Consider the following 22,184-nt stretch of genomic DNA (forward strand, 5'->3'; position numbering starts at 1 on the left):
GCTTAACCGATCGGGCCGGCCCCGCGCGAGGGCGGCGGGGCCGGGGAGGGGGCTTCGGAGGGGGCCTTACCGCTTGAGCGGCCCGGCCTCGATCACGTCCTCGACGGTCCGCAGACCGGCGCGGGGCGCGTTGACCAGGCAGGCCATGTTGCCCGGCGGGTGCTGGTTCTTCCACATCTTGGTATGCGCCTGGGGGATCTTGTCCCAGGGGAACACCTCGCTCATGCAGGGGTCGATCCGCCGGTCCAGCACGAACTGGTTCGCCGAGGAGGCCTGCTTGAGGTGGGCGAAGTGCGAGCCCTGGATGCGCTTCTGGCGCATCCAGACGTAGCGGGCGTCGAAGGTGATGTTGAAGCCGGTCGTGCCGGCGCAGAACACCACCATGCCGCCGCGCTTCACCACCAGCGCCGAGACCGGGAAGGTCGCCTCGCCGGGATGCTCGAACACGATGTCGACATCCTGCTTGCCGGTGATGTCCCAGATCGCCTTGCCGAATTTCCGCGCCTCTTTCGTCCAGGCGTGGAACTCAGGCGAGTTCACCTTCGGCAGCTGGCCCCAGCAGTCGAAGTCCTTGCGGTTGATCACGCCCTTGGCGCCGAGGCTCATCACGTAGTCGCGCTTCGACTCGTCCGAGATCACCGCGATCGCGTTGGCGCCCGAGGCCGCGCAGAGCTGCACGCCGAACACGCCCAGGCCCCCGGAGGCGCCCCAGATCAGCACGTTCTGGCCCGGCTTCACCGTATGCGGCGCGTGGCCGAACAGCATGCGGTAGGCGGTGGCGAGCGTCAGCGTGTAGCAGGCCGCCTCCTCCCAGGTGAGGTGCTTCGGCCGGACCATGAGCTGGCGGGACTGCACCCGGCAGAACTGGGCGAAGGAGCCGTCCCCGGTCTCGTAGCCCCAGATGCGCTGCGAGGGCGAGAACATCGGGTCGCCGCCGTTGCACTCCTCGTCGTCGCCGTCGTCGCGGTTGCAGTGGACGATGACCTCGTCGCCGACCTTCCAGCGCTTCACCTTCGAGCCGACCTTCCAGACGATGCCGGAGGCGTCGGAGCCCGCGATGTGGTACTCGCCCTTGTGGACGTCGAACGGCGAGATCGGCTCGCCGAGGCCAGCCCAGACGCCGTTGTAGTTGACGCCCGCCGCCATGACGTAGACCAGCACCTCGTCGTCGCCGATCTCCCAGACCGGCAGCACTTCGAGTTGGTGGGACTGTTCCGGGGGTCCATGGCGCTCGCGCCGGATCGCCCAGGCATACATCTTGGCCGGCACGTGACCGAGCGGCGGGATCTCACCCATCTCGTAGAGATCTTTGACCTCACCGGTCGTCGGACTGACCGCAGCGCTCGCCGCCATCTCGCTCTCCTCTCGTCCCGCGTGTTGCTCACGGCCGCGGTTCTCCCTCGCGCTATAGCGGCGATGCGAAAGGCCTCCAAGTGGGTCGAAAGTCGAAACCCAGAGGTTTTCGACGTGAAGAAGCCGCCGACACAGGGACGGCGCCCACGTATTCAAATTCGGCTTTCGGGGAGACCAAGTATTATTCCGCGCGCCTGGGGCCGGCACCGGATCCGAGACCTTGCACGGCGCTGCCATGTCGCTCAGGTGGACTTTATACCAGGGAACGACCAGCGTGCGGCCAGTCGCGTAGACGCGTGCCCTCAAATCGCGCTGTTCCGGCGACCAAGTTTTTTAAAGCCCCGCGGCCGCGCGCAGGGGCCTCTTGCACGTCCGTCTCGGATGACGCGTGGCCAAGCCTTCGCTACGGTGGCGGCAACGCTGCGCCCCGAGCGCGGATACAAAGATCACATGGAGGCCAGGATGGGCGCGAGCGCCGCGGAAACCCGGAGCGACAAGTCCAGCCGCGACAAGCCGTGGATCATCCGCACCTATGCGGGACATTCCAACGCGGCGGAGTCCAACGCGCTCTACCGGGGCAACCTCGCCAAGGGACAGACCGGCCTGTCGGTGGCCTTCGACCTGCCGACCCAGACCGGCTACGACCCGGACCACGAGCTATCCCGCGGCGAGGTCGGCAAGGTCGGCGTCTCGATCGCGCATCTCGGCGACATGCGGACCCTGTTCCAGGACATCCCGCTCGCCCAGATGAACACCTCCATGACGATCAACGCCACGGCCCCCTGGCTGCTGGCGCTCTATCTGGCGGTGGCCGAGGAGCAGGGCGCACCGCTCGCCGCCCTCCAGGGCACGACCCAGAACGACATCATCAAGGAATACCTGTCGCGCGGCACCTACGTGTTCCCGCCCGCGCCCTCGCTCCGGCTCACCAAGGACGTGATCCTGTTCACGACCAAGAACGTGCCGAAGTGGAACCCGATGAACGTCTGCTCCTACCACCTGCAGGAGGCGGGGGCGACGCCGGTCCAGGAGCTGTCCTACGCGCTCGCCATCGCCATCGCGGTGCTCGACACGGTGCGCGATGATCCCGAGTTCGACGCCGCGAGTTTTTCCGACGTCTTCGGCCGGATCTCGTTCTTTGTGAATGCCGGGCTGCGGTTCGTCACCGAGATCTGCAAGATGCGGGCGTTCTCGGAACTCTGGGACGAGATCGCCCAGGAGCGCTACGGCATCGACGATCCGAAGAAGCGGATTTTTCGCTACGGCGTGCAGGTGAACTCCCTCGGGCTCACCGAGCAGCAGCCCGAGAACAATGTCCACCGCATCCTGATCGAGATGCTGGCCGTGACACTCTCGAAGCGCGCCCGCGCCCGCGCCGTGCAGCTGCCGGCCTGGAACGAGGCGCTCGGCCTGCCGCGGCCCTGGGACCAGCAATGGTCGATGCGCATGCAGCAGATCCTGGCCTTCGAGACCGACCTCCTCGAATACGACGACATCTTCGACGGCAGCCACGTGATCGAGGCCAAGGTCGAGGCGCTGAAGGTCGAGACTCGGGCCGAGCTGGAGCGGATCGGCGGCATCGGCGGTGCGGTCGCGGCCGTGGAGACCGGGGCGCTGAAGCGCGCGCTGGTGGAGTCGAACGCCCGGCGGATCTCGGCGATCGAGGCCGGCGACCAGATCGTCGTCGGCGTCAACAAGTGGCAGCAGGGCGAGCCCTCGCCGCTCACCGCCGGGGAGGGCGCCATCTTCTCGGTTTCCGAGACGGTGGAGATGGAAGCGCAAACCCGCATCCGCGAATGGCGCAGCCGCCGCGACGAGCAGGCCGTGGGCCAAGCCCTCGACGCCCTGGAGCAGGCGGCGCGCTCGGGCGCCAACATCATGCCGCCCTCCATCGAAGCCGCGAGGGCCGGCGTCACCACCGGCGAGTGGGGCGAGCGCCTGCGCACGGTGTTCGGCGAGTACCGCGCGCCCACCGGTGTGACCCTCGAGACGGTCTCGGCCGGGGCCGCCGAGGACGCCAAGCTGCTGATCGCCGATCTCGGCGAGCGGCTGGGCGAGACGCCCAAGATCGTGGTCGGCAAGCCGGGCCTCGACGGCCATTCCAACGGCGCCGAGCAGATCGCGCTGCGCGCCCGCGACGTCGGCTTCGACGTAACCTACGACGGCATCCGCCAGACCCCGACCGAGATCGTCGCCAAGGCGAAGGAGACGGGCGCCCATGTGGTCGGCCTGTCGATCCTGTCCGGCTCCCACGTGCCGCTGGTGCGCGAGGTCCGGGCCAAGATGCGGGAGGCGGGCCTCGACCATATCCCCGTCGTGGTCGGCGGCATCATCTCGCCGGAGGACGAGCTGGTCCTCAAGAACATGGGTGTGCGCGCCGTCTACACGCCGAAGGATTACGCCATCGACCAGATCATGGTCGGGCTCGCCAAGGTGGTGGAAAAGAGCCTGGATCGCCGGGACGGCCCGTCCGACAGGCCACGCGAGGAGGCCCAGGTCTACTGAGAGGCTGTACGCACAGGTTGAATCGACCAATCAGGAATCTCAAACAAGTTTAACTGTTTCACCGTCATACCGCCTTCGGTCCTGCCTCCCGGGACCGAAGGCGACATCACATGCGCACCGGTATTTCGATCGCGGCCAAGCTCGGGGCCTGCCTTGCCGCCCTGGTTCTCCTGATCGCCGCGACGAGCGGTCTCTCCCTGGCGGAGCTGCGCAGCGTCAACGCCACCGCGGCGGAACTCCGCGACGTGCGCGTGCCGACGACCGATGCGCTGGGCCGGATGGGTGTCCTCATCATGCGCCAACGGGTCAATGGCGGCCGGCTCATCACGGCCGACACGCCGGAGCTGCGGGCAGAGGTCTCCACCCTTATCGCCAAGCGCGGCGAGCAGCTCGCGGCCCAGTTCGCCCGCTACGAGGCCGAGCCGCTCACGCAGGCCGAACGCGAGAGCTACGCGGCACTGCGCCGGAACCTCGAAGCCTACAACAGCCTGCAGAAGCAGGCCCTGGACAAGGCCACTGCGGGCGACATCGCCGGCGGGCAGCGGATCTACAACACCACGATGTCGGCCGGCATCAACGCCGTGCTCTCGGAGTGGGACCGGCTGGTCGACCTGAACGCCGCCGGCTCGCAGGCGAGCGGCACGCGGATCGCGGAGACCTACGCGGCCGCCAACCGGGACATTCTGGCCCTCGCCGGCCTCGCGTTGATCGTCGCCCTGGGCGCCCTGGTGATGGTGCTGCGCGGCGTCAGCCGGCCGCTGCGGGCGATCTCCGCGGCGACGCAGCGCCTCGCCGCCGGTGACATCGAGGCCGAGATCCCGGGCCAGGGCCGCCGGGACGAGATCGGCGCGCTGGCCGGTTCCGTGGTGGTGTTCCGTGACAATCTGATCCGGAGCCGCGCCCTCGAGGCCGAGACCGCGCTGGCCCGCGCGGATGCCGAGACCCAGCGCCGGGCCGCGACCCGGGCCATGGCCGACGCCTTCGAGCAGGCGATCGGCGGCATCGTCGGCGGCGTCTCGGCGGCCGCCACCGAGCTGGAGGCGACCGCCCGGTCCCTGACCGGAAGCGCAGCGGATTCGGCCGGACAGTCCGGCACGGTCGCGTCGGCTGCCAACGAGGCCGCCGCCAACGTCAACACCGTGGCGGCGGCGGCCGAGGAGCTGGGCTCGTCGGTCCAGGAGATCGGCCGGCAGGTCAGCGGCTCGGCGGAACTGGCGCGGATCGCCGTCGCCGAGGCGGCCGACACGGTCGCCCTGGTGCAGGACCTGAGCGCCGCCGCCGCGAAGGTCGGCGACGTGGTCGGCCTGATCTCGACCATCGCGGCCCAGACCAACCTTCTGGCCCTCAACGCCACCATCGAGGCGGCCCGCGCGGGCGAGGCGGGGCGCGGCTTCGCGGTGGTCGCCACCGAGGTCAAGGAACTGGCCAGCCAGACGGCCCGGGCGACCGAGGAGATCACCGGCCAGATCACCCGGATCCAGGCCTCCACGGGGCAGGCCGCGAGCTCGATCGACGGGATCAGGCGGCGCATCCGCGAGATCGACGGCGTGGCGGCCTCGATCGCCGCCGCCGTGGAGCAGCAGGGCGCGGCGACCCAGGAGATCGTCCGCAACGTCGCCGAGGCGGCGGCGGGCACCGGCGCGGTCACCGGCACCATCGCGAGCCTCGCCCAGGCGGCCGAGGAGACCGGCGCGGCCGCCGCCCAGGTGCTGGGCGCGGCCTCCGACATGTCCCGCCAGTCCGAGCACCTCACCGCCGAGGTCGGTCGGTTCCTCGCCACGGTGCGGGCGGCGTGAGCCACCGGCCCCTCACGGTGGCGCTCCGGATCGCGTAGGACGGCGCCATGCCGTCCGCCATGCCGTCCGCCATGCCATCCGCCTTGCCCACGCTTCTCCTCCTCGCCGTCCCGCTGGCCGCAGCCCTCTCGGCAGGGCTGATCCTGCGCCTGTTCCCGCTCCTGCAGCGCTACGCCCTGGCGCGCCCGAACGCCCGCTCCAGCCATAGGGTGCCGACGCCGCAGGGGGGCGGGATCGCCGTGGTGACGGCGCTCGTGACCATCTCGGGCCTGCTCATCGCGGCGCCGGAGATCGGCGGCCGGCCGGACTGGATCTGGCTTGCCGGCTGCGCCCTCGCCCTGGCACTCCTCGGGGCCGTGGACGACGTGCGCCCGCTGCCGGCCGGCGTTCGGCTCGTCACGCAGGCCGTAGCGGTCGGCCTGCTGGTCTGGCACCTGGACGGACGGCTGCTGCCCGGCCTCCCCCTCGGCCTCGAACGCGGCCTCGCCCTCGTCGCTGGCCTCTGGTTCGTGAACCTGACGAACTTCATGGACGGGCTCGACTGGATGATCGTGGCGGAGATCGTCCCGGTCTCCGGCGCCCTGCTGCTGTTCGGCCTCGCCGGGCTCCTGCCGCCGCTGCCGACGCTGGTGGCAGCCTGCCTGCTCGGCGCGGTGCTGGGCTTCGCGCCGTTCAACCGGCCGGTCGCAAAGCTCTTCCTCGGGGATGTCGGCGCACTGCCGATCGGGCTCGTCACCGCGTGGCTGCTCTGGCATCTCGCCACGGCGGGCGGTCTCGCGGCGGCTCTGCTGCTGCCGCTCATCTATCTCGCCGATGCCAGCCTGACGCTCGCCGCCCGGGCCGGCCGGCGGGAGCGGATCTGGGAGGCGCATCGGGGCCACTTCTACCAGCGGGCGACCGTGAACGGGCTCACGGTTCCGGGCGTGGTGGGGCGGGTCTTCGCGGTCAATCTCGCGCTTGCGGCGCTGGCCGCCGCGACCTTGTTTTGGCCGTCCTGGCCGGTCACCCTCGCGGCGCTCGTGGCCGGGCTCGCCCTGGTCGCTGGCCTGCTCCGCCGCTTCGCCCGCGCCCCGGCGCCGGCCCCCGCCGAAGGTGCCGCCCACCCGTGACCGGACTGATCGCGCTCACCGGGGCGACCGGCTTCATCGGCCGCCACCTGCTCGCCGACCTCACCGCCCGCGGCTACCGAGTCCGGGTGCTGCTGCGCCGGCCGACCGCCCTGCCGGAGGGCGCCGCGAGCGCGGTGGTGGGCGACCTGACGCGCCCGATCAACATGGCCGCGGCGTTGGCCGGCGTCGACGCGGTGGTGCATTCGGCGGGCCTCGCCCATGCCATGTCGGGCGCGCCCGAGGACGATTACCGCACCCTCAACACCGAGGCGACGCGCAAGCTCGCCGAGGCGGCCGCGCGTGCAAAGGTGCGCCGGTTCGTGTTCCTGTCCTCGATCCGCGCGCAGGTGGGCCCGAGCGCGCCGGGTTCGGTCGGGGAGGGCGATCCCGCGGTGCCGACCGATGCCTATGGCCGCTCCAAGCTGGAGGCCGAGCGGGCCTTAGCCGAGACCGGGCTCGACTGGGTCGCCCTGCGCCCGGTCCTGGTCTACGGCGCCGGTGTGAAGGGCAACATGGCCGCGCTCCTGCGGCTCGCCCGCGGCCCGTACCCGCTGCCGCTCGGCGGCCTCGCGGCCCGGCGCTCGCTGATTTCCCTGGAGAGCCTGTCGGGGGCCGTCGATACGGTGCTGCGGGCGCCGGGCCCCGTGCGGGCGGCGCTGATCGCGGCCGATCCGGATCCGCTGAGGCTGCCCGAGATGATCGCGGCGCTCCGCGCGGGCCTCGGCCGCGGTCCGGGGCTGGTCCCGGTCCCAGCCAGCCTCCTGAGACTCGCCTGCCGGATGACCGGCCGAGACGAGCAGTTCGCCCGCATCGCCGAGGGGCTGGTGGCCCGCGCCGACGGCCTCGCAGCGCTCGGCTGGCGCCCAGCGGGATCGACCCGGGACGGGCTGGCGCGGCTGGCGCGGCTGGCGCGAGCGGGCGGTTAAGATACGAAGCCCCAAATCCGGGATGCCAAAGGGATGATCCCTTTCGAAACCCGGGTTTTACCCGCTGCGGTTTACGCCGCGCTTCGCTCCACCCGCTGGGCGTGGCGCTCGCGGAAATGCGGCACGGCCGTCTCGAACACCGCCTCCGCGGCCGCCCGGTCGCCGGCCGCCACGGCCGCGCGTAGCTCTGCCACCCAGGCATCGAGCCGCGCCCGGTCGGCGAAAACCGGGCGCGCCGCCATCACGCCGTCGATCCCCGCAAGCGCCACGCGCGGCTCATCCCGGGCGAACAGGATCTCGTTGAGCCGCTCGCCGGGCCGCGCACCGGTGAACGCGATCTCGATCTCTTCCCCGGGCTCGAAGCCGGCCAGCCGGATCATCCGGTCGGCGAGGTCGGCGATCCGCACCGGCTGGCCCATCTTGAGCACGTAGACCGCGGCGCGCTCCGAATCCGGCCCGGTGCGGGCCTCGCCGTCGGCGTGGGAGGCGGCCGTCAGGACGAGGTCGCAGGCCTCGCGTACGGTCATGAAGTAGCGGACCATGTCGGGATCGGTGACCGTCACCGGGCCGCCCCGGGCGATCTGCGCCTTGAACACCGGCACCACCGAGCCGGCCGAGCCCAGGACGTTGCCGAACCGCACGGCGATCAGCCGGGTCGGGTGACCGGGCTGACCCGACTGCGCCGCATCGAGGGCCTGGGCGACCATCTCGGCGAAGCGCTTGGTGACGCCGAGCTGCGAAACCGGCTCGATCGCCTTGTCGGTGGAGATCATCACCAGCGCCCGGGCGCGGGCCGCTACCGCGGCCTCGGCGACGTTGATCGAGCCGAACACGTTGGTCTTGATGCCCTCCTGCCAGTCCCGCTCCAGGTAGGGCACCTGCTTGAGCGCAGCGGCGTGGAGCACGTAATCCGGCCGGAACTCCGCGATGACCTGATGCGTCCGCTCCCGGTCGCGGATGTCGGCGAGAACCCCCGTGACCGTGGCTTTCGCGGCCAGGATCGCCGGATGCGTGAGGATGCTGTGGAGCGCCGGCTCGGAGGCATCGAGCACCAGCACGGCGGCGGCCCCGAACGCCACGGCGCGCAGGCAGATCTCTGAGCCGATCGAGCCGCCGCCCCCCGTCACCACAACCCGGCGGCCGGTGAGGAACGCCTCCAACCGCGCCCGGTCGATGGGCACGGTCGGGCGCAGGAGCAGATCCTCGATCTCCAGCGGCGCCAGTTCCGGTCCCTGTGCGCCCTCGCCGAGGCCGGCCACCCGGGCGAGGGGGAGGCCGAGCCGGCGGGCGCGGGCGATCAGGTCGTCGGGCGACGCCTCCGGCACGAGGGCGCTCGGCGTCGCCACGAGGCGCCGCACCGGCTCACCCCGTGCCGCAAGATCGGCCACCACCCGCTCCAGATCCGGGAAGCCGCCGAGCACGGCCACGCCGCGCATGAACTGACCGCGCTCGTCCGCGCGCGGCGACAGGATGCCCCGGGGCGCGAGCTTCTTCACCGAGCCCGATTCGATCGCCCGGATCAGCACGTCGATATCGGCGCCGCGCCCGAGGAGCAGGGTCGGCACGGTGGCGGCCCGGGCGCTCGACTGCCGGGAGCGGGTGTCCTTGAGATAACGGAAGGCGAGGCGCGCCCCGCCGAGGAAGAAGATCTGCAGGACCCAGTAGAGCAGGATCGCGATCTTGCCGAAGAAGTAGAACCCGTAGAGATCGGCCGAGACCAGGACCCAGTCGATCACCAGCAGGGTGAGCGCCAGCACGCTCGCCGCCCGGACGATTCCGGCGAGATCCTGCAGGGAGGCGAAGCGCCACTTGGTCCGGTAGAGCCGGAAGCGCGCGTAGACGAAGCCCGCGAAGGCCAGGAACGGCGGCAGCAGCAGGGGCAGGGCGTGCAGGCGCTCGTCCAGCATCCCGCCCTGGAATCGGAACAGGAAGGTGAGCACCACGGCGGCGGCGGTCGCCGCGAGGTCGTGGGCCACCATCACCGCGGTCTTGTAGTGGCGCTGCTGCATCGGGGGCCGGATGGGGTGCCGCGGGGTATCCGCCGCGGGACCAGTCCTGTCAACGCGACGGGCCGTCCGGACCCGTGTCAGGTCAGGGCCCGGGCCGCGGCGCCCGCCGCGTCGTCGACCCGGTCGATGTCCGGGGCCTCGATGTGCCGGTAGCGGGCCTGGATCAGCCCGAACGCCCCGAAGGCGGCGTGGCCCGCGGCCACCAGCCCGAGCAGGACCGAACCGTAGGGCTGGGCGCGCAGCAGCGCGAAAGCCTCGGCCAACCCCTTGGCGTCGGACGAGCGCTGGTGCCACGCCGCCGCGACAAGGAAGCCGCCGATGATCAGGAAGGCCAAGCCCCGCGCCGCATAGCCGAAGCGGCCGATCGGCCCGGCCCAGCGCGCGCGGGCCTGGGCGTCGAGGGCGAGCCGGTCGGTGACGTCCCCGCGCCACGCCTTGCCGAGGAAGCCGAAGCCGCCGCCGACCACCGCGAGGCCGGCGAGCGCCACGAGCCAGCGGCCGAAGGGCTTGGCAAGCAGCCACGCGGTGCCATCGTGCATGCCGTCGCCGCCGCTCAGACCGAGCCCGAGACTCAGCGATGCGGCACTGGCGGCGAGGCCAAAATAGAGCGCGGCGCTGATCAGATGCGCGCCGCGCACCCCCAGGCCCTTGAGCCCGGTTCCTCGCCGGTCGGCATCCGTAACGGCCTCGACGAGGCGCCAGAGCGCGAAACCGGCAAGCCCCAGGGCGATCAAGCCGACGAGAGCCGCGCCGAACGGTCCGGCCAGCACGGCGCGCAGGGCGTCCTTGCTGTCGCCGGCCCGTCCGCCCTGTCCGAGCGCCGCCAACAAGGCGAGGCCGCCGACCACGAGGTAGACCACGCCACGGGCACCGTAGCCGAAACGGGCGACGCGCTCGATCGTGTTGCGGCCGCCGGGGAGGGTGCTCATGCCGGGATCTGCGTTCGGTGAGTCGGGCGTCCGATGCTGGACCGGTCAACGTCCGGCGGCGCGGGCTCGATCCGTTGCCGGCGCAGAACCCGGCGCCGCGCTACATCGGCGTCCGCTCGGCCCGCCCGGACAGCGCCACGTAGAAGCCGAGCCCGTCCTGGGCCGGCAGGGTCTGCAGCCGCTCGATCAGGCCGCGGCGCTTCGCGTCGAGGAGCAGGCGACCCGCCGGCTGGAACAGGGTCTCGCCGCCGCCCTCCGGGGGCGGATCGAGCCGGATCGCCACGGTCTTGCCCTTGGCGAAGCGGCTGCGCTCCAGCATGTCCTTGAGCGAGGCCTCCGCGCGCGTGCGGTTGGCGCCACGCAGGTCGAGCACCGAATCCGCATCCGTCACACCGAGGGAGCCGCGCAGCTTGGCCGCGTAGAAGTCTTCGAAATGGGGCAAGTCGGTGCCTTGGTGCTCTGCGGGGCCGGGGGGCCGGCCCTTGAGTCGGGTGCGGCTCAGACGGTGAGGCCGCGATAGATGTCGCGCACCGGCACGCTGCCATCAAGCTCCGGCAGCGTCACGGTACCATCGGGCCCGAGCGCCGTGACGCCCCAATCCTCACCCGCCCGCCGCCAGACCTCGATCCGGATCTCGTCGGAATAGACGATCAGCAGGACCTTGAGGCTCGGCACCGTCCGGTAGAAGTCGATCTTGCGACCGCGGTCCAGGCTCATGGTCGAGGGCGAGAGCACCTCGGCGACGAGGAGCGGATCCGTGGCATAGCCGTCCGGCAGGGGCGGCCCGCAGCGCACCACCACGTCGGGGATCGGCGCGAAATCGTCCATCGCGGCGCTGAGGATCGCCAGATTCGGCACGGCGCGGCAGCCCCGTGGCTCAGCCAATGCATCGAGGCGTCCCGCGAGGTTCATGACGATGCGCTGATGCCGTTCCCGCGGCGGCGCCATCAGCACCGGTTCGCCGTCGAGCAGTTCCCAGCGCTCCGCGTCCGGGCGGGCCTCCGCCCAGAGCCGGAACGCCGCCACGTCCATCCCCACGTCACGCTTAACGGCCAGAGACATCGCCGACCTCCGATCCCGGGCGAGGTTAGCACCGGCGCGCCGACGCGCGCCAGCGCCGGTTCAAAAGGTCACGCGGTCGTAGATCTCGGTCACCGGCAGGGCACCACCCAGTTCCGGCAGGTCCACGACATCCTTCGATCCGGCCGCCCGCATGGACCAGTCGGCATCGCGGCGCCAGACCTCGATCCGGGGCTCGTTCTGGTAGACGATCAGCAGCGACTGGAGGCTCGGCACGGTGGCGTAGAAGGCGAGCTTGCGCCCCCGGTCGTTGGTCATGGTGCCGGGCGAGAGAACCTCGACGATCACCAGGGGATCGTCGACGAAGCCGGTGGGCGGCATCGGCCCGCAATGGACCACGACATCCGGGTAGGGCGCGTAATCGTCCATGGCCGCGCTGAGGATCGCCAGACCCGGATAGGCGCCGCAGCCGCGCGGTTCGGCCAATGAATCGAGACGCTTGACGAGGTTCGTGACGATGCGCTGGTGCCGCGCGCTCGGGGGCGCCATCAGCACCGGCTCGCCGTCGAGCAGCTCCCAGCGCTCCTCATCCGGGCGGGGCTCCACCCAGCGCCTGTATTCGGCGACGTTCATGCGCGTGTCGCGCTTCACAGCCAGTGCCATGATGGCCTCCGATCGCGACTCGGAGCTTAGCACGGGCCGGGTCCCGCGACGACGGACTCAGTCGGCGCCGCCTCGCGCGTGCGTCGCGCCGGCCGTGAGGAAGCGCTGGGGATCGACCGGCACGCCGTCGATGCGGGTCTCGTAGTGCAGGTGCGCCCCGGTGGAGCGCCCGGTCGAACCCACGGAGCCGACCGTATCGCCCGCGGCGACGCGCTGCCCGGGATAGACCGCAATGTGGGCGAGATGGCCGAACCGGGTGGTCAGGCCGTTCCCGTGGTCGATCTCCACCATGTTGCCGTAGCCGCCCGCGGCCTCGGCGGCGATCACCCGGCCGGCGGCGGTCGCACGGGCGGGCTCGCCGTATTCGGCCTTGAGGTCGAGTCCGGTGTGGAGCGCGAGGCCGCGGGTGAACGGGTCGAGCCGGGTTCCGAACGGGCTCGACACGAGGGCCTCGCCCCGGATCGGCCGGCCGAGCGGCAGTCCGGCAGCTTTCCGGCGCAGGCGCTCGCTTTCCGTCTGAGCCCGACGGGCCAGCGCGAGGCCGGCCTCGAAGCCGGCGCCGTCCAGGACGCGGCTGTCGAGGGGGACCAGCGGGCCGCCAACCCCGGCGGACGGCGCGTCAAAGCGTCCGGGATCGAGGCCGGTCCGGCGGATCAGGCCACGCAGCCGCCGGACTTCCTCGCCGGCCCGCGCGGCCAGGCCGGCAAGGCGCTCGCCCTGAGCCGCCTGCAGGCCCTCGAGGCGGGCCTCCAGCCGGATCAGCCCGGTCTCGACCTCGATGTCGCTCCGGCGCGGCAGGGCGCGGGCGGGCTCGGCCCCATCATCGGAGCGCAGGTTCGGCTCATCGTCGACCGGCGCGAGGCCCGCGCCGGGGCGTGGGGACAGCGTGCCGGTGGTGGTCGGGTCGGGGGGCGTCTGCCGCGCGAGGCCGGCCAGGGCGGCGGCACGCCGCTCCAACTCGGCCTGCCGCTCCAGCGCCGCCGTGACGCGGTCTGCCAGCCCGGCCTCGGTGCCGGCCCGGTCGCGCCCGTCGCGGTCGAGGCGGTCGCGCAGTTCGGCAAGCTGCACCTCGTAGGCGTCGCGCATCGCCGCCTGCCGGGCCACGAAACCGGCCAGCACCTCATCGTGGAAGACGATCAGATAGGTCGCGCCCAGCGCCCAGAGCAGCGCGAGCGCGAGCCCCCCGGCGAGCCACGGCGCGGCCCGGCGCGGAGTGGAGGGCGAAGAGATCTTCAAACGATGCATCGGGACGGCCCCGCGAGAGCCGTCATTCAAGACTGGGTAAGGTTAAGGATCCGTCGAGACCAATATCGGTCCGCCGAAACTTTCCTCAGGGAAGCGCCCGGGCGGCCTCCAGCACCGCCTCGGCGTGGCCCGGCACCTTCACCTTCGGCCAGACCTTGGCGATCCGGCCTTCGCGATCGACCAGCACGGTGGTGCGCTCGACGCCCATGTATGTGCGCCCGTACATGCTCTTCTCGACCCAGACCCCGTAGGCTTCGAGCGCGCCCTTGTCCTCGTCGGAGGCGAGCGGAAAGGCGAGCCCGTACTTGCCGCAGAACTTGTCGTGGCTCTTCACCGGGTCCGGCGACAGACCGACGATCTTCGCGTCGGCCGCCGCGAAATCCGGCAGCAGGCGGTTGAAGTCCTGCGCCTCCAGGGTGCAACCGCTCGTGTCGTCCTTCGGGTAGAAGTAGAGCACGACTTTGTGACCCTTGAGCGCAGCCAGCGCAATGCGGCCTCCCGCAGAGGCGGGCAGGTCGAAATCCGGGGCCGGATCGCCCTCTGACAGCGGCATCGTGCCTTCCTTTCGGCCGAATGATGATGTGCAACCGATCTCGTGCCCGGCAACACGCTAGCGCGCCGCGCACACCTGAGCCAAAACCGGAGTCGCGGCCGCTGTAAAGCGCAGGCGCGCTTCGATCCACCGGCCGCGAAGCCTGCGGGCTCCGCGGGCAGAGTCCCCGGAACAAGGGTCCCGATGGCGGACGAGACGACGTCGGCAGGCAACCCCCGGGGGAGGGCACGGCGCGTGGGAGGCGCCTGCCTCGTGACCGCGCTCGCCCTGGTGCTGGTCCTCGGCGCCGGGATCGGCCTCGTGGCCCTGCGCCTGTCGAACGGGCCGCTGCAGATCGACGGCCTGTCGCGTCGCGTCGCCGCCGCCGTGGCCGAGCGGATCGGCCCCGGCTGGAGCATCGGCATCCGCGGCAGCAGCCTCGAACTCGACCGCGAGAATGCCCTGAGCCTGCGCTTCTCCGGGCTCGACATCCGCAATCCGCAGGGCGACCTCGTGGTCCGTGCGCCCCTGGCGCTCGTCAGCCTCGACCTCTGGGGGCTGCTCCGGCTCAACCTGCAGCCACGCTCCATCGAGTTCCGCGAGACGCAGACCACCGCGCTGCTGCACCGCGACGGCTCCATCGCGTTCGCGGCCTCGGAGGCCAACCACCCGGTCGACATCCAGCCGCACACGCCGCCGAGCGTGGATGCGGTGCGCGGCAGTGTCTCGCCATTGTCGGCGGGCATCGCGTCGATCTTCGGCATCGTGCTCGATCCGAGCGGCGTGGTGGGCGCCCTCGACCGGGCCCGGATCACCGATGCGCGCCTGCGCTTGATCGACGAGGACGGCCGCGAGCGTGCGGTCTTCGCCCGGGTCAACGGGTTGTTCGGGCGCGATTCGGCGAACGGATCGCGCACCTTCGAATTGCGGCTCGACGGGCCACACGGCGAGTGGCGGTTCGGTGGCTCCCTGCGCGACGGCGGGGAGGGGCAGGACCGCTCGGGCATCATCACCCTCGACGATCTGCCGGTGACCGATCTGCTGCTGCTCTCGGGCCAGTCGGGCCTGCCGCTGACCACCGATCTCAAGGTCTCGGCCCGGGCCGACGTGAAACTGGCGGCCGGGCGCATCCAGGCGATGACCGCCCGGGTCCATACCGGCGACGGCACCGTCCTGATCGAGGAGAAGGACTTCAACCCCGTCACGGTCGAGAGCCTCGACGCGAATCTGGACTGGGACGAGGCCGGCCGCGTCATGGCGCTGACCGGCCTGGACTATCGCGGAGCCGGCAACGCCGTACACCTGACCGGCGCCTGGAAGGGCAGCCCGGCGGATGCGGCGACGGACTGGACGGCGACGCTTGCGGGCCGGGACGCCACTTTGCGCGGGGCGACGCCGCAGGACGCGCCGGTGAAGATCGACGCCCTGGACGTGAAGCTCTCCGGCCGGGACGGCGGCATCGCCATCGACGCGCTGAACCTGTCCGCCCCGGGGATGAGCGGGACGATTACCGGGACGATCGGCACCGCGGCCGACGATGGCGGCCTCAACCTCCACATCACCGCCCATGACGGCGACGTCCGCACGGGCCTGCGTCTCTGGCCGGAGCACATCGCGCCCCCGGCCCGGACCTATCTCGTGGACCAGCTGCGGCGCGGCCGCGTCGAGGCGGTGGACATCCGGGTGACGATGTCCGGCACCGTGCTGGCCGCCGCGACCCGGGGCGATCCGGCCCCGGACGACGCGGTCCATATCGACTTCCACGTTTCCGACGCGGCCCTCGACGTCACGGCAGACGCGCCCCCCGTCACCAAGGGCAACGCCTTCGGGACCATCACCGGGCGCTCCACCACGGTGCGCAACGTGACCGCCGAAATCCGCGGGCCAGACGGCCGTGGCCTCGCAATCTCGGATGGCAGCTTCGTCATCCCCCAGCTCACCCCGGACCGGGTGGTGGCGCAGATCGGCATGCGGCTCTCCGGTGGGGCGGACGGCATGGCCTCCGTGCTGCAGGCCAAGCTGTTCAAGAGCCTGATGAGCGTCGATCTCGACCCCGCCACGATCAAGGGCAGCGCCGACCTGCGGGTCGATTTCCCCCTCAATCTCAAGCACATCCCCGATCTGCCCGACCTGCCCGTGACCCTGACCGGCACGCTGGCCGATCTGTCGGTCGACAAGGTGATGGGCAAGGACCGGCTGGAGGCGGGCAAGTTCTCCCTGTCGTACGACCGCGGCGCCTTCGTGCTGAAGGGCGACGGCCGGGTCGCGGGCGCCCCGATCTCGGTGGACATGCGCCAGCCGAAGGTGGGACAGCCGGGCGAGGCGGTCATCAACCTCGCCCTCGACGACGCGGTGCGGGGCCGGAAGGGCCTGCCGACCGCGCCGCAGCTCACCGGCACGATCCCGGTCCGCGCGGTGGTGCCGATCGGCCGGCCCGGAACCGGCAAGCCGCCGATCAAGGTCGAGGCCGATCTCGCCAAAGCCGGGATCGACGGGCTGCTCCCGGGCTTCACGAAGCCCGTGGGCAAGCCGGGACGGCTGACCTTCACCCTCGTGGATGGCGGCCAGGGCCTCGAACTGCGCGACTTCGCCTTCGACGCCGCCCCGGCCTCCGCCCGCGGCACCGTCACGATCACCCCTGAGGGCGGCCTGGAGCGGGCGGAGCTGACGAACGTCAAGCTCTCGCCCGGCGACGATCTGCGGGTCGGGCTCGACCGGTCCGGCAACGGCTACAAGCTCGTGGTCCGGGGCGCAGTGGTGGATGCGCGACCGTTTCTGAAGTCGCTGGGCGGGCCGGACGGCAAGGGCGGCAAGGAAGCGAACCCGAAGGATATCGACGCCGACATCCAGGTGCCGATCGTCACGGGCTTCAACGACGAGGCGCTGACCGGCGCCAACCTGCGGCTGACGCTGCACGGCAAGACCCTGCGGGCCGCCACCATCTCCGGACGCTTCCGCGCAGCGCCCTTCGCGGCCTCCGTCACCCGGGGCGAGCGGGGCGTGCCGACGCTGGCGGTGGATACGGCCGATGCCGGCGCGACCCTGCGCTTCGTCGATGTCTACCGACGGATGCATGGCGGGCGGCTCAATGCCGGGATCGGCCTCAACGACGGCCCGCAGGCGGGGGTCGTGCAGATCCGCGACTTCGTCCTGCGCAACGAGCCCGCTTTGTCGAGCATCATCGCGCAGGGTCCGGAGGTGGCCGACACCGATTCCGCCCGCGGCCGCCGGGTCGCCCCGGGCCGGGCGGCGGGCGATGTCACCTTCGACCGGATGCGCGCCAACTTCGTCCGCACGGGCACCCGAGTCGATTTCAGCGATGCGGCGATCTCGAACGCCGCCATGGGCTTCACCCTGTCGGGCTGGCTCGATACCGGCCGCGAGCGCACCCTGATCGATGGCACCTTCGTGCCGCTCTACGGGCTGAACAACGTCGCTTCGCAATTGCCCCTGCTCGGGCCTCTGCTGGGCGGCGGCCACAACGAGGGTCTGTTCGCGGTCAATTTCCGCGTCTCGGGCAAGCTGGCCTCGCCGGACGTGAGCGTGAACCCGCTCTCGGCCATCGCGCCGGGCTTCCTGAGGAAGCTGTTCAGCGCCGGGGGCGGGCCGTTCGCGGACGGGATGCCGGTGCCGCAATAGGGCGAGTGCCAAGGGCCGACCCGCTGCGACCTGAGGCGCGGAGGAAAGCCGCGATCACGGCTGGGGCCAGGGCATCGAAGCCGATCACACCGGCCATGCCGGGGTCCTCCAGGTCGGCGACGCGGACCGCCCGGCCTTAGACCTGGATCGGCTCCTCTGCGAAACCATTCTCCCGAAAAACAAAGAGCCCGGCGCGGCGGCCGCACCGGGCTTAAAGCCAAGCCCCAAAAAACTACTTCTCGACGAAGGCCTTCTCGATCACGTAGTGGGCCGCCTCGCCGTGGTTGCCCTCCTCGTAGCCGCGGGAGGTCAGCAACTCGCGGGTGTCGCGGATCATGTCGGGGCTGCCGCAGAGCATGAAGCGGTCGTTCTCGATCGCCATCTCCGGCAGGCCGATGTCGGAGAAGAGCTTGCCCGAAACCATCAGATCGGTGATCCGGCCGCGGTTGCGGAACGGCTCGCGGGTCACGGTCGGATAGTAGACCAGCTGGTTCGAGATCATCTCGCCGAGGAATTCGTGCTTCGGCAGGGTCTCGGTGATGGTCTCGCCGTAGGCGAGCTCCTGCACCTGCCGGCAGCCATGGACCAGCACGACCTTCTCGAACCGGTCGTAGGTCTCCGGGTCCTTGACGATCGACAGGAACGGCGCCAACCCCGTGCCGGTGCCGAGCAGGTAGAGGTGCCGGCCGGGCAGCAGGTTGTCGAGCACCAGCGTGCCGGTGGGCTTCTTGCCGACGATGATCGGATCGCCGACCTTGAGATGCTGGAGCTTCGAGGTCAGCGGCCCGTCCTGGACCTTGATCGAGAAGAACTCCAGTTCCTCCTCGTAATTGGCCGAGACGACCGAATAGGCGCGCAGGAGCGGCCGCCCCTCGACCTCCAGGCCGATCATCGTGAACTCGCCGTTGCGGAAGCGGAACGCCGGATCGCGGGTCGTGCGGAACGAGAACAGGTTGTCAGTCCAGTGGTGGACCGACAGGACGCGCTCCTCGTAGAACTTGCTCATCGACGGATCAGTCCTCGAATCCTCTGATGCCCGGTTCGGCAGATCCCCGCCGTCCCACGGGACGGGGGCGGATCCATGCGGCGGTCCGCCGGGATCCGGATGTCAAACAGACGCGTGCTGCTTCTTTCGCAGTTGCAGCACGCCCGTCAAGGCGCCCTGGGATCACACCCGCCAAAGAAGTGAACGGCCTGGAATCGTTCGAATATTGAGCGTCTTCGCCGCACGGCCGCAGCCGCGCCCCGGACATGGGAGGGTTGCCGGCCGGCGGTGCCTCGGTGGGGCGCTCAAACGGTGCCGCTGGGCCGGAGCGGCTTGAGGCCCGCCTCGATCTCGGCCCGGCGCGGCTCCAGAAACGGCGGCAGGGCAAGACGCTCGCCCAGAGTCTCCAGCGGCTCGTCAGCGGTGAAGCCGGGCCCGTCGGTGGCGATCTCGAACAGGATGCCGTTGGGCTCGCGGAAGTAGAGGCTGCGGAAATAGTAGCGGTCGACCGGCCCGCTGGTCGGCACGCGGGCGGCCCGCAGCCGGTCGGCCCAGGCGTCGTAATCCGTGTCGGGAATGCGGAAGGCGACGTGATGCACCGCCCCCGCGCCCTGCCGCGCCGGCGCGGACGGATCGGCCAGGAGCTGAATCTCGGCGGCCGGGCCGCCGGGGCCCATGGCGTAGACCTCGACCGGTCCGTCCTCCGTCTGAAACGCCCGATCCCGGCGCATGCCCAGCACCTCGGTGAGCACGGCGGCGGTGCGCCCGAGGTCCGGCACGGAGAGCCGGATCGGTCCGAGGCCGCGGATCTGGTAGGCGGCCGGCACCGGCGAGCCGGTCCAGGGATGCTCCGGCCCGGTCCCGCCATCATCGACGAGGGCGAGGCGCTGGCCCTCCGGATCCTCGAAATCCAGGGTGAGCCGCCCGTCGCGCAAAACAGGCTCGGCCTCCACGATCCCGGCCTCGCGCAGGCGCGCGTGCCACCACGCCACCGCGCCCGCGCCGGGCACGCGCAGATGCGTCCGGGTGATGCTGTTCGAGCCCCGCCGCTCCCGGGGCGCCGGCCAGTCGAAAAAGGTAATGTCGGTCCCGGGGCTCGCCAGCCCATCCGCGTAGAACAGGTGGTAGGCCGAGACGTCGTCCTGATTCACGGTCTTCTTGACGAGGCGCAGCCCCAGCGTGCCGGTGTAGAACGCGACGTTCTCCGCCGCGCGGGCGGTCACCGCGGTGAGGTGGTGGATGCCGGTGAGCTGCATCTCTTCTCCTTCAGGCCCCCGCTCCGACGCGCACCACGTGGGGATCGGACGATGGCATTGCGAGCGTACGCTGGAGATGCGCGAAGCGTAGAGGCTCGTCCTGTGGCTTGATCAACGTACACCCCAAGACCGTATCACAGAACGATACATAGCCCTTGACGAAATGTATCACTTGACGATACATCAGACCTGCGGGTGGAGCGATGTCGTGGCGATTCAAACCTTTGCGGACGCCGCGACGGAGGCGGTTTTCCAAGGGCGCCATCCGAAAGGCATACCCTTCGCGATTATCAAGGTGGCACGGCGCAAATTACGCCAGATCCATGCTGCCGTTTCTCTGGATGATCTGAAAGTGCCGCCGGGCAACAAACTTCATCCCCTGACGCACGACCGTGCCGGGCAACATGCCATTTGGATCAACAACCAGTTCCGGATCTGCCTACGCTGGACCGAGAGAGGTCCGACCGAGGTCGAGATCGTCGACTATCATTGACCGGGGGCGTTGCCCCACTCTGATGTGAGATACCCAATGGCTGTCGCGTACGAAACCGAGACCGTGCTGCCGCCTCTGCATCCCGGCGAGGTGCTACGCGAAGACTTTCTTATCCCCCTTGGATTGTCGGCCGGCACGGTGGCACGTGCGTGCTTGGTGCCGCGAACACGGATCGAGCGGATTGCCGCCGAACAGATCGGTGTCTCGACCGATACAGCGCTGCGTCTTGGGCGCTATTTCGGAACGAGTGCGGATTTCTGGCTCAACCTTCAGCGCCAGTACGAGATGGAGACGCTCACGCGCACCCTCGGACCGGAGATCGAGCAGATCGCTCCGCTCGCCCCCGTGGCCGCCTGAGCCTCAGAGCCCGACCGGACGCCCCGCGGCGACCACCAGCATCTTGCCATCCGCGAAGGTCCGCGCGGCGGCCCGGCGGATGTCCGCCTGCGTCACCGCCGCCACCAGGGCGTTGCGCCGGGCGATGTAGTCCATGCCCAATTCCTCGAAGGCGATCTGCACCAGCTGGTGCGCGATCTTGGTCGAAGTGTCGAAGCCCAGCGCGTAGGAGCCCGTCAGGTAGTCCTTGGCCTTCTGCAACTCGTCGTCGTCCGGGCCCTCCGTGATCAGGCGGCCGATCTCGTCGCCGATCACCGAAAGCGCTTCGCCGACGCGCTCGTTCTTGGTGGCGGTGTAGCCCCAGGTCATCGCGGCCGAGCGATGGCTGACCAGAGAGGTGCCGACCGAATAGGCAAGCCCGCGCTTCTCGCGCACCTCTTGAAACAGGCGCGACGTGAAGGCGCCGCCGCCGAGAATATGGTTCAGCACATAGGCCGGGATGAAGTCCGGGTCGCGCCAGGGCACGCCGGCCATGCCGAAGCGGATCACCGATTGCGGCACGTCGAGATCGACCACGATACGCCTGCCGAGATCCTGCACCTCAATGCGCGGCACCGCCTTAAGCTCACCGGCCTCCGGCAGAGCCCCGAAGGACTGGTTCAGGCCGTCGGCGAGCTGCTGGGCGCCAATCGCGCCGACCGCTGCGACCTTCACCCGGCCACGCCCGATGATGCGGGCATGCATCGCCAGCAGATCGTCGCGGGTGATCGCCGTGACGCTCTCGACCGTCCCGGAGGAGGGGCGGGCGTAGGGATGGCCGGCAAACGCCTCCTTGAAGAAGCGGCGGGAGGCCAGCACCCCCGGATCGTTCTGCTGATAGCGCAGGCCGGCGATGATCTGGGCCCGCACGCGCTCGATCGCATCGGGGTCGAGGCGAGGCTTGGCCAGCGCCAGGGCGAGGAGGCCGATCGCCTCGTCGGCGTGCTTGACCAGCATCTTCAGCGAGCCGCCGACCGCGTCCGGCCCGGCATGGAACGACAGCTCGATCGCCCGGGCGGCCAGCCGCTCCTGGAACTGGTCGGAGGTCAGATCGCCGGCGCCCTCGTCGAGGAGCCGCGCCAGCATCTGCGCGCATCCGGACTTGCCGGCCGGGTCCTGGGCGGCACCGCCCTCGAAGGTGAAGGCCAGGGCGATCAGGGGCACGACGGGGGATTCGACGTGCCACGCCTCGATGCCGGGGGCGGTCATCACAGGCAGCGCCGTGGTCGGCGAGTTGGCCGGGGTTACGGTCTCGACCAGGGTCTCGGTCAAGCTCATGAGAACCTCTTTTTTATCGCTTCACGGGCGGCGGAGCAGCTCAGCGCATCCGGGCTGATGCGGTCCCAATG

Annotated in this window: 18 protein-coding genes; 7 read left to right on the forward strand and 11 right to left on the reverse strand. The window is 70.6% G+C overall.

All coding sequences use genetic code 11. The features are described from left to right. Positions 1-66: 66 nt before the first annotated feature. On the reverse strand, positions 67-1,353 hold the full coding sequence (ccrA, locus tag MKK63_RS12235) for a crotonyl-CoA carboxylase/reductase (RefSeq protein WP_244002011.1): 1,287 nt from the start codon (positions 1,351-1,353) through the stop codon (positions 67-69). Between the two features lie 462 nt (positions 1,354-1,815). Here ccrA and MKK63_RS12240 point away from each other — a divergent pair, with 462 nt between their 5' ends. The 4 genes from MKK63_RS12240 (at position 1,816) to MKK63_RS12255 (ending at position 7,689) form a co-directional block, all read left to right on the forward strand. Beyond that, entirely contained in the window at positions 1,816-3,858 is a 2,043-nt protein-coding gene (locus tag MKK63_RS12240; protein ID WP_409564507.1) for a protein meaA, read from the forward strand. A 110-nt stretch (positions 3,859-3,968) separates the two neighbouring features. Continuing rightward, positions 3,969-5,654, forward strand: coding sequence for a methyl-accepting chemotaxis protein (locus MKK63_RS12245; RefSeq protein WP_244002015.1), 1,686 nt, complete (start codon positions 3,969-3,971; stop codon positions 5,652-5,654). A gap of 71 nt (positions 5,655-5,725) precedes the next feature. Beyond that, positions 5,726-6,763 carry a glycosyl transferase gene (locus MKK63_RS12250; RefSeq protein ID WP_244002172.1) on the forward strand — a complete coding sequence of 346 codons (1,038 nt, stop codon included), beginning with the start codon at positions 5,726-5,728 and terminating at the stop codon, positions 6,761-6,763. Further along, complete coding sequence (locus MKK63_RS12255) at positions 6,760-7,689, forward strand: NAD-dependent epimerase/dehydratase family protein (RefSeq protein WP_244002017.1); 930 nt, start codon at positions 6,760-6,762, stop codon at positions 7,687-7,689. The genes MKK63_RS12250 and MKK63_RS12255 overlap by 4 nt, the downstream gene beginning before the upstream one ends. A gap of 71 nt (positions 7,690-7,760) precedes the next feature. Here the strand turns inward: MKK63_RS12255 and MKK63_RS12260 are convergent, their stop codons facing one another. The 7 genes from MKK63_RS12260 to MKK63_RS12290 form a co-directional block, all read right to left on the reverse strand. Then, entirely contained in the window at positions 7,761-9,698 is a 1,938-nt protein-coding gene (locus MKK63_RS12260; RefSeq protein WP_244002019.1) for an SDR family NAD(P)-dependent oxidoreductase, read from the reverse strand. 77 nt (positions 9,699-9,775) lie between these two features. Beyond that, positions 9,776-10,627: a DUF1206 domain-containing protein gene (locus MKK63_RS12265; protein WP_244002021.1), complete on the reverse strand. Its 852-nt coding sequence runs from the start codon at positions 10,625-10,627 to the stop codon at positions 9,776-9,778. Between the two features lie 100 nt (positions 10,628-10,727). Continuing rightward, on the reverse strand, positions 10,728-11,069 hold the full coding sequence (locus tag MKK63_RS12270; RefSeq protein ID WP_244002022.1) for a hypothetical protein: 342 nt from the start codon (positions 11,067-11,069) through the stop codon (positions 10,728-10,730). Between the two features lie 56 nt (positions 11,070-11,125). Further along, positions 11,126-11,689, reverse strand: coding sequence for a Uma2 family endonuclease (locus MKK63_RS12275; protein WP_244002024.1), 564 nt, complete (start codon positions 11,687-11,689; stop codon positions 11,126-11,128). Between the two features lie 60 nt (positions 11,690-11,749). Continuing rightward, positions 11,750-12,310, reverse strand: coding sequence for a Uma2 family endonuclease (locus tag MKK63_RS12280; protein WP_244002026.1), 561 nt, complete (start codon positions 12,308-12,310; stop codon positions 11,750-11,752). Positions 12,311-12,367: 57 nt separating this feature from the next. Further along, the gene (locus tag MKK63_RS12285; protein WP_244002028.1) at positions 12,368-13,555 is read right to left on the reverse strand and encodes a M23 family metallopeptidase; all 1,188 of its coding nucleotides are present in this window, start codon (positions 13,553-13,555) and stop codon (positions 12,368-12,370) included. An 85-nt stretch (positions 13,556-13,640) separates the two neighbouring features. Then, on the reverse strand, positions 13,641-14,108 hold the full coding sequence (locus MKK63_RS12290; protein ID WP_244002030.1) for a peroxiredoxin: 468 nt from the start codon (positions 14,106-14,108) through the stop codon (positions 13,641-13,643). A 183-nt stretch (positions 14,109-14,291) separates the two neighbouring features. Here MKK63_RS12290 and MKK63_RS12295 point away from each other — a divergent pair, with 183 nt between their 5' ends. Then, positions 14,292-17,726 carry a DUF3971 domain-containing protein gene (locus tag MKK63_RS12295; protein ID WP_244002032.1) on the forward strand — a complete coding sequence of 1,145 codons (3,435 nt, stop codon included), beginning with the start codon at positions 14,292-14,294 and terminating at the stop codon, positions 17,724-17,726. A 232-nt stretch (positions 17,727-17,958) separates the two neighbouring features. Here MKK63_RS12295 and MKK63_RS12300 read toward each other — a convergent pair whose 3' ends face one another. Together MKK63_RS12300 and MKK63_RS12305 are read right to left on the reverse strand one after the other, a co-directional pair. Then, positions 17,959-18,732: a ferredoxin--NADP reductase gene (locus MKK63_RS12300; RefSeq protein ID WP_244002034.1), complete on the reverse strand. Its 774-nt coding sequence runs from the start codon at positions 18,730-18,732 to the stop codon at positions 17,959-17,961. A 284-nt stretch (positions 18,733-19,016) separates the two neighbouring features. After that, the gene (locus MKK63_RS12305) at positions 19,017-19,967 is read right to left on the reverse strand and encodes a ring-cleaving dioxygenase (RefSeq protein WP_244002036.1); all 951 of its coding nucleotides are present in this window, start codon (positions 19,965-19,967) and stop codon (positions 19,017-19,019) included. 208 nt (positions 19,968-20,175) lie between these two features. Between MKK63_RS12305 and MKK63_RS12310 the strand changes: the two genes are divergently transcribed. Then, entirely contained in the window at positions 20,176-20,460 is a 285-nt protein-coding gene (locus MKK63_RS12310; RefSeq protein WP_313901765.1) for a type II toxin-antitoxin system RelE/ParE family toxin, read from the forward strand. Between the two features lie 36 nt (positions 20,461-20,496). Continuing rightward, complete coding sequence (locus MKK63_RS12315) at positions 20,497-20,817, forward strand: HigA family addiction module antitoxin (RefSeq protein ID WP_244002040.1); 321 nt, start codon at positions 20,497-20,499, stop codon at positions 20,815-20,817. Between the two features lie 3 nt (positions 20,818-20,820). Here the strand turns inward: MKK63_RS12315 and MKK63_RS12320 are convergent, their stop codons facing one another. Then, positions 20,821-22,113 carry a M16 family metallopeptidase gene (locus MKK63_RS12320; RefSeq protein WP_244002042.1) on the reverse strand — a complete coding sequence of 431 codons (1,293 nt, stop codon included), beginning with the start codon at positions 22,111-22,113 and terminating at the stop codon, positions 20,821-20,823. Between the last annotated feature and the right edge of the window lie 71 nt (positions 22,114-22,184).

Source organism: Methylobacterium sp. J-088, from assembly GCF_022829295.1.
In the GTDB taxonomy this organism is placed as follows: domain Bacteria; phylum Pseudomonadota; class Alphaproteobacteria; order Rhizobiales; family Beijerinckiaceae; genus Methylobacterium.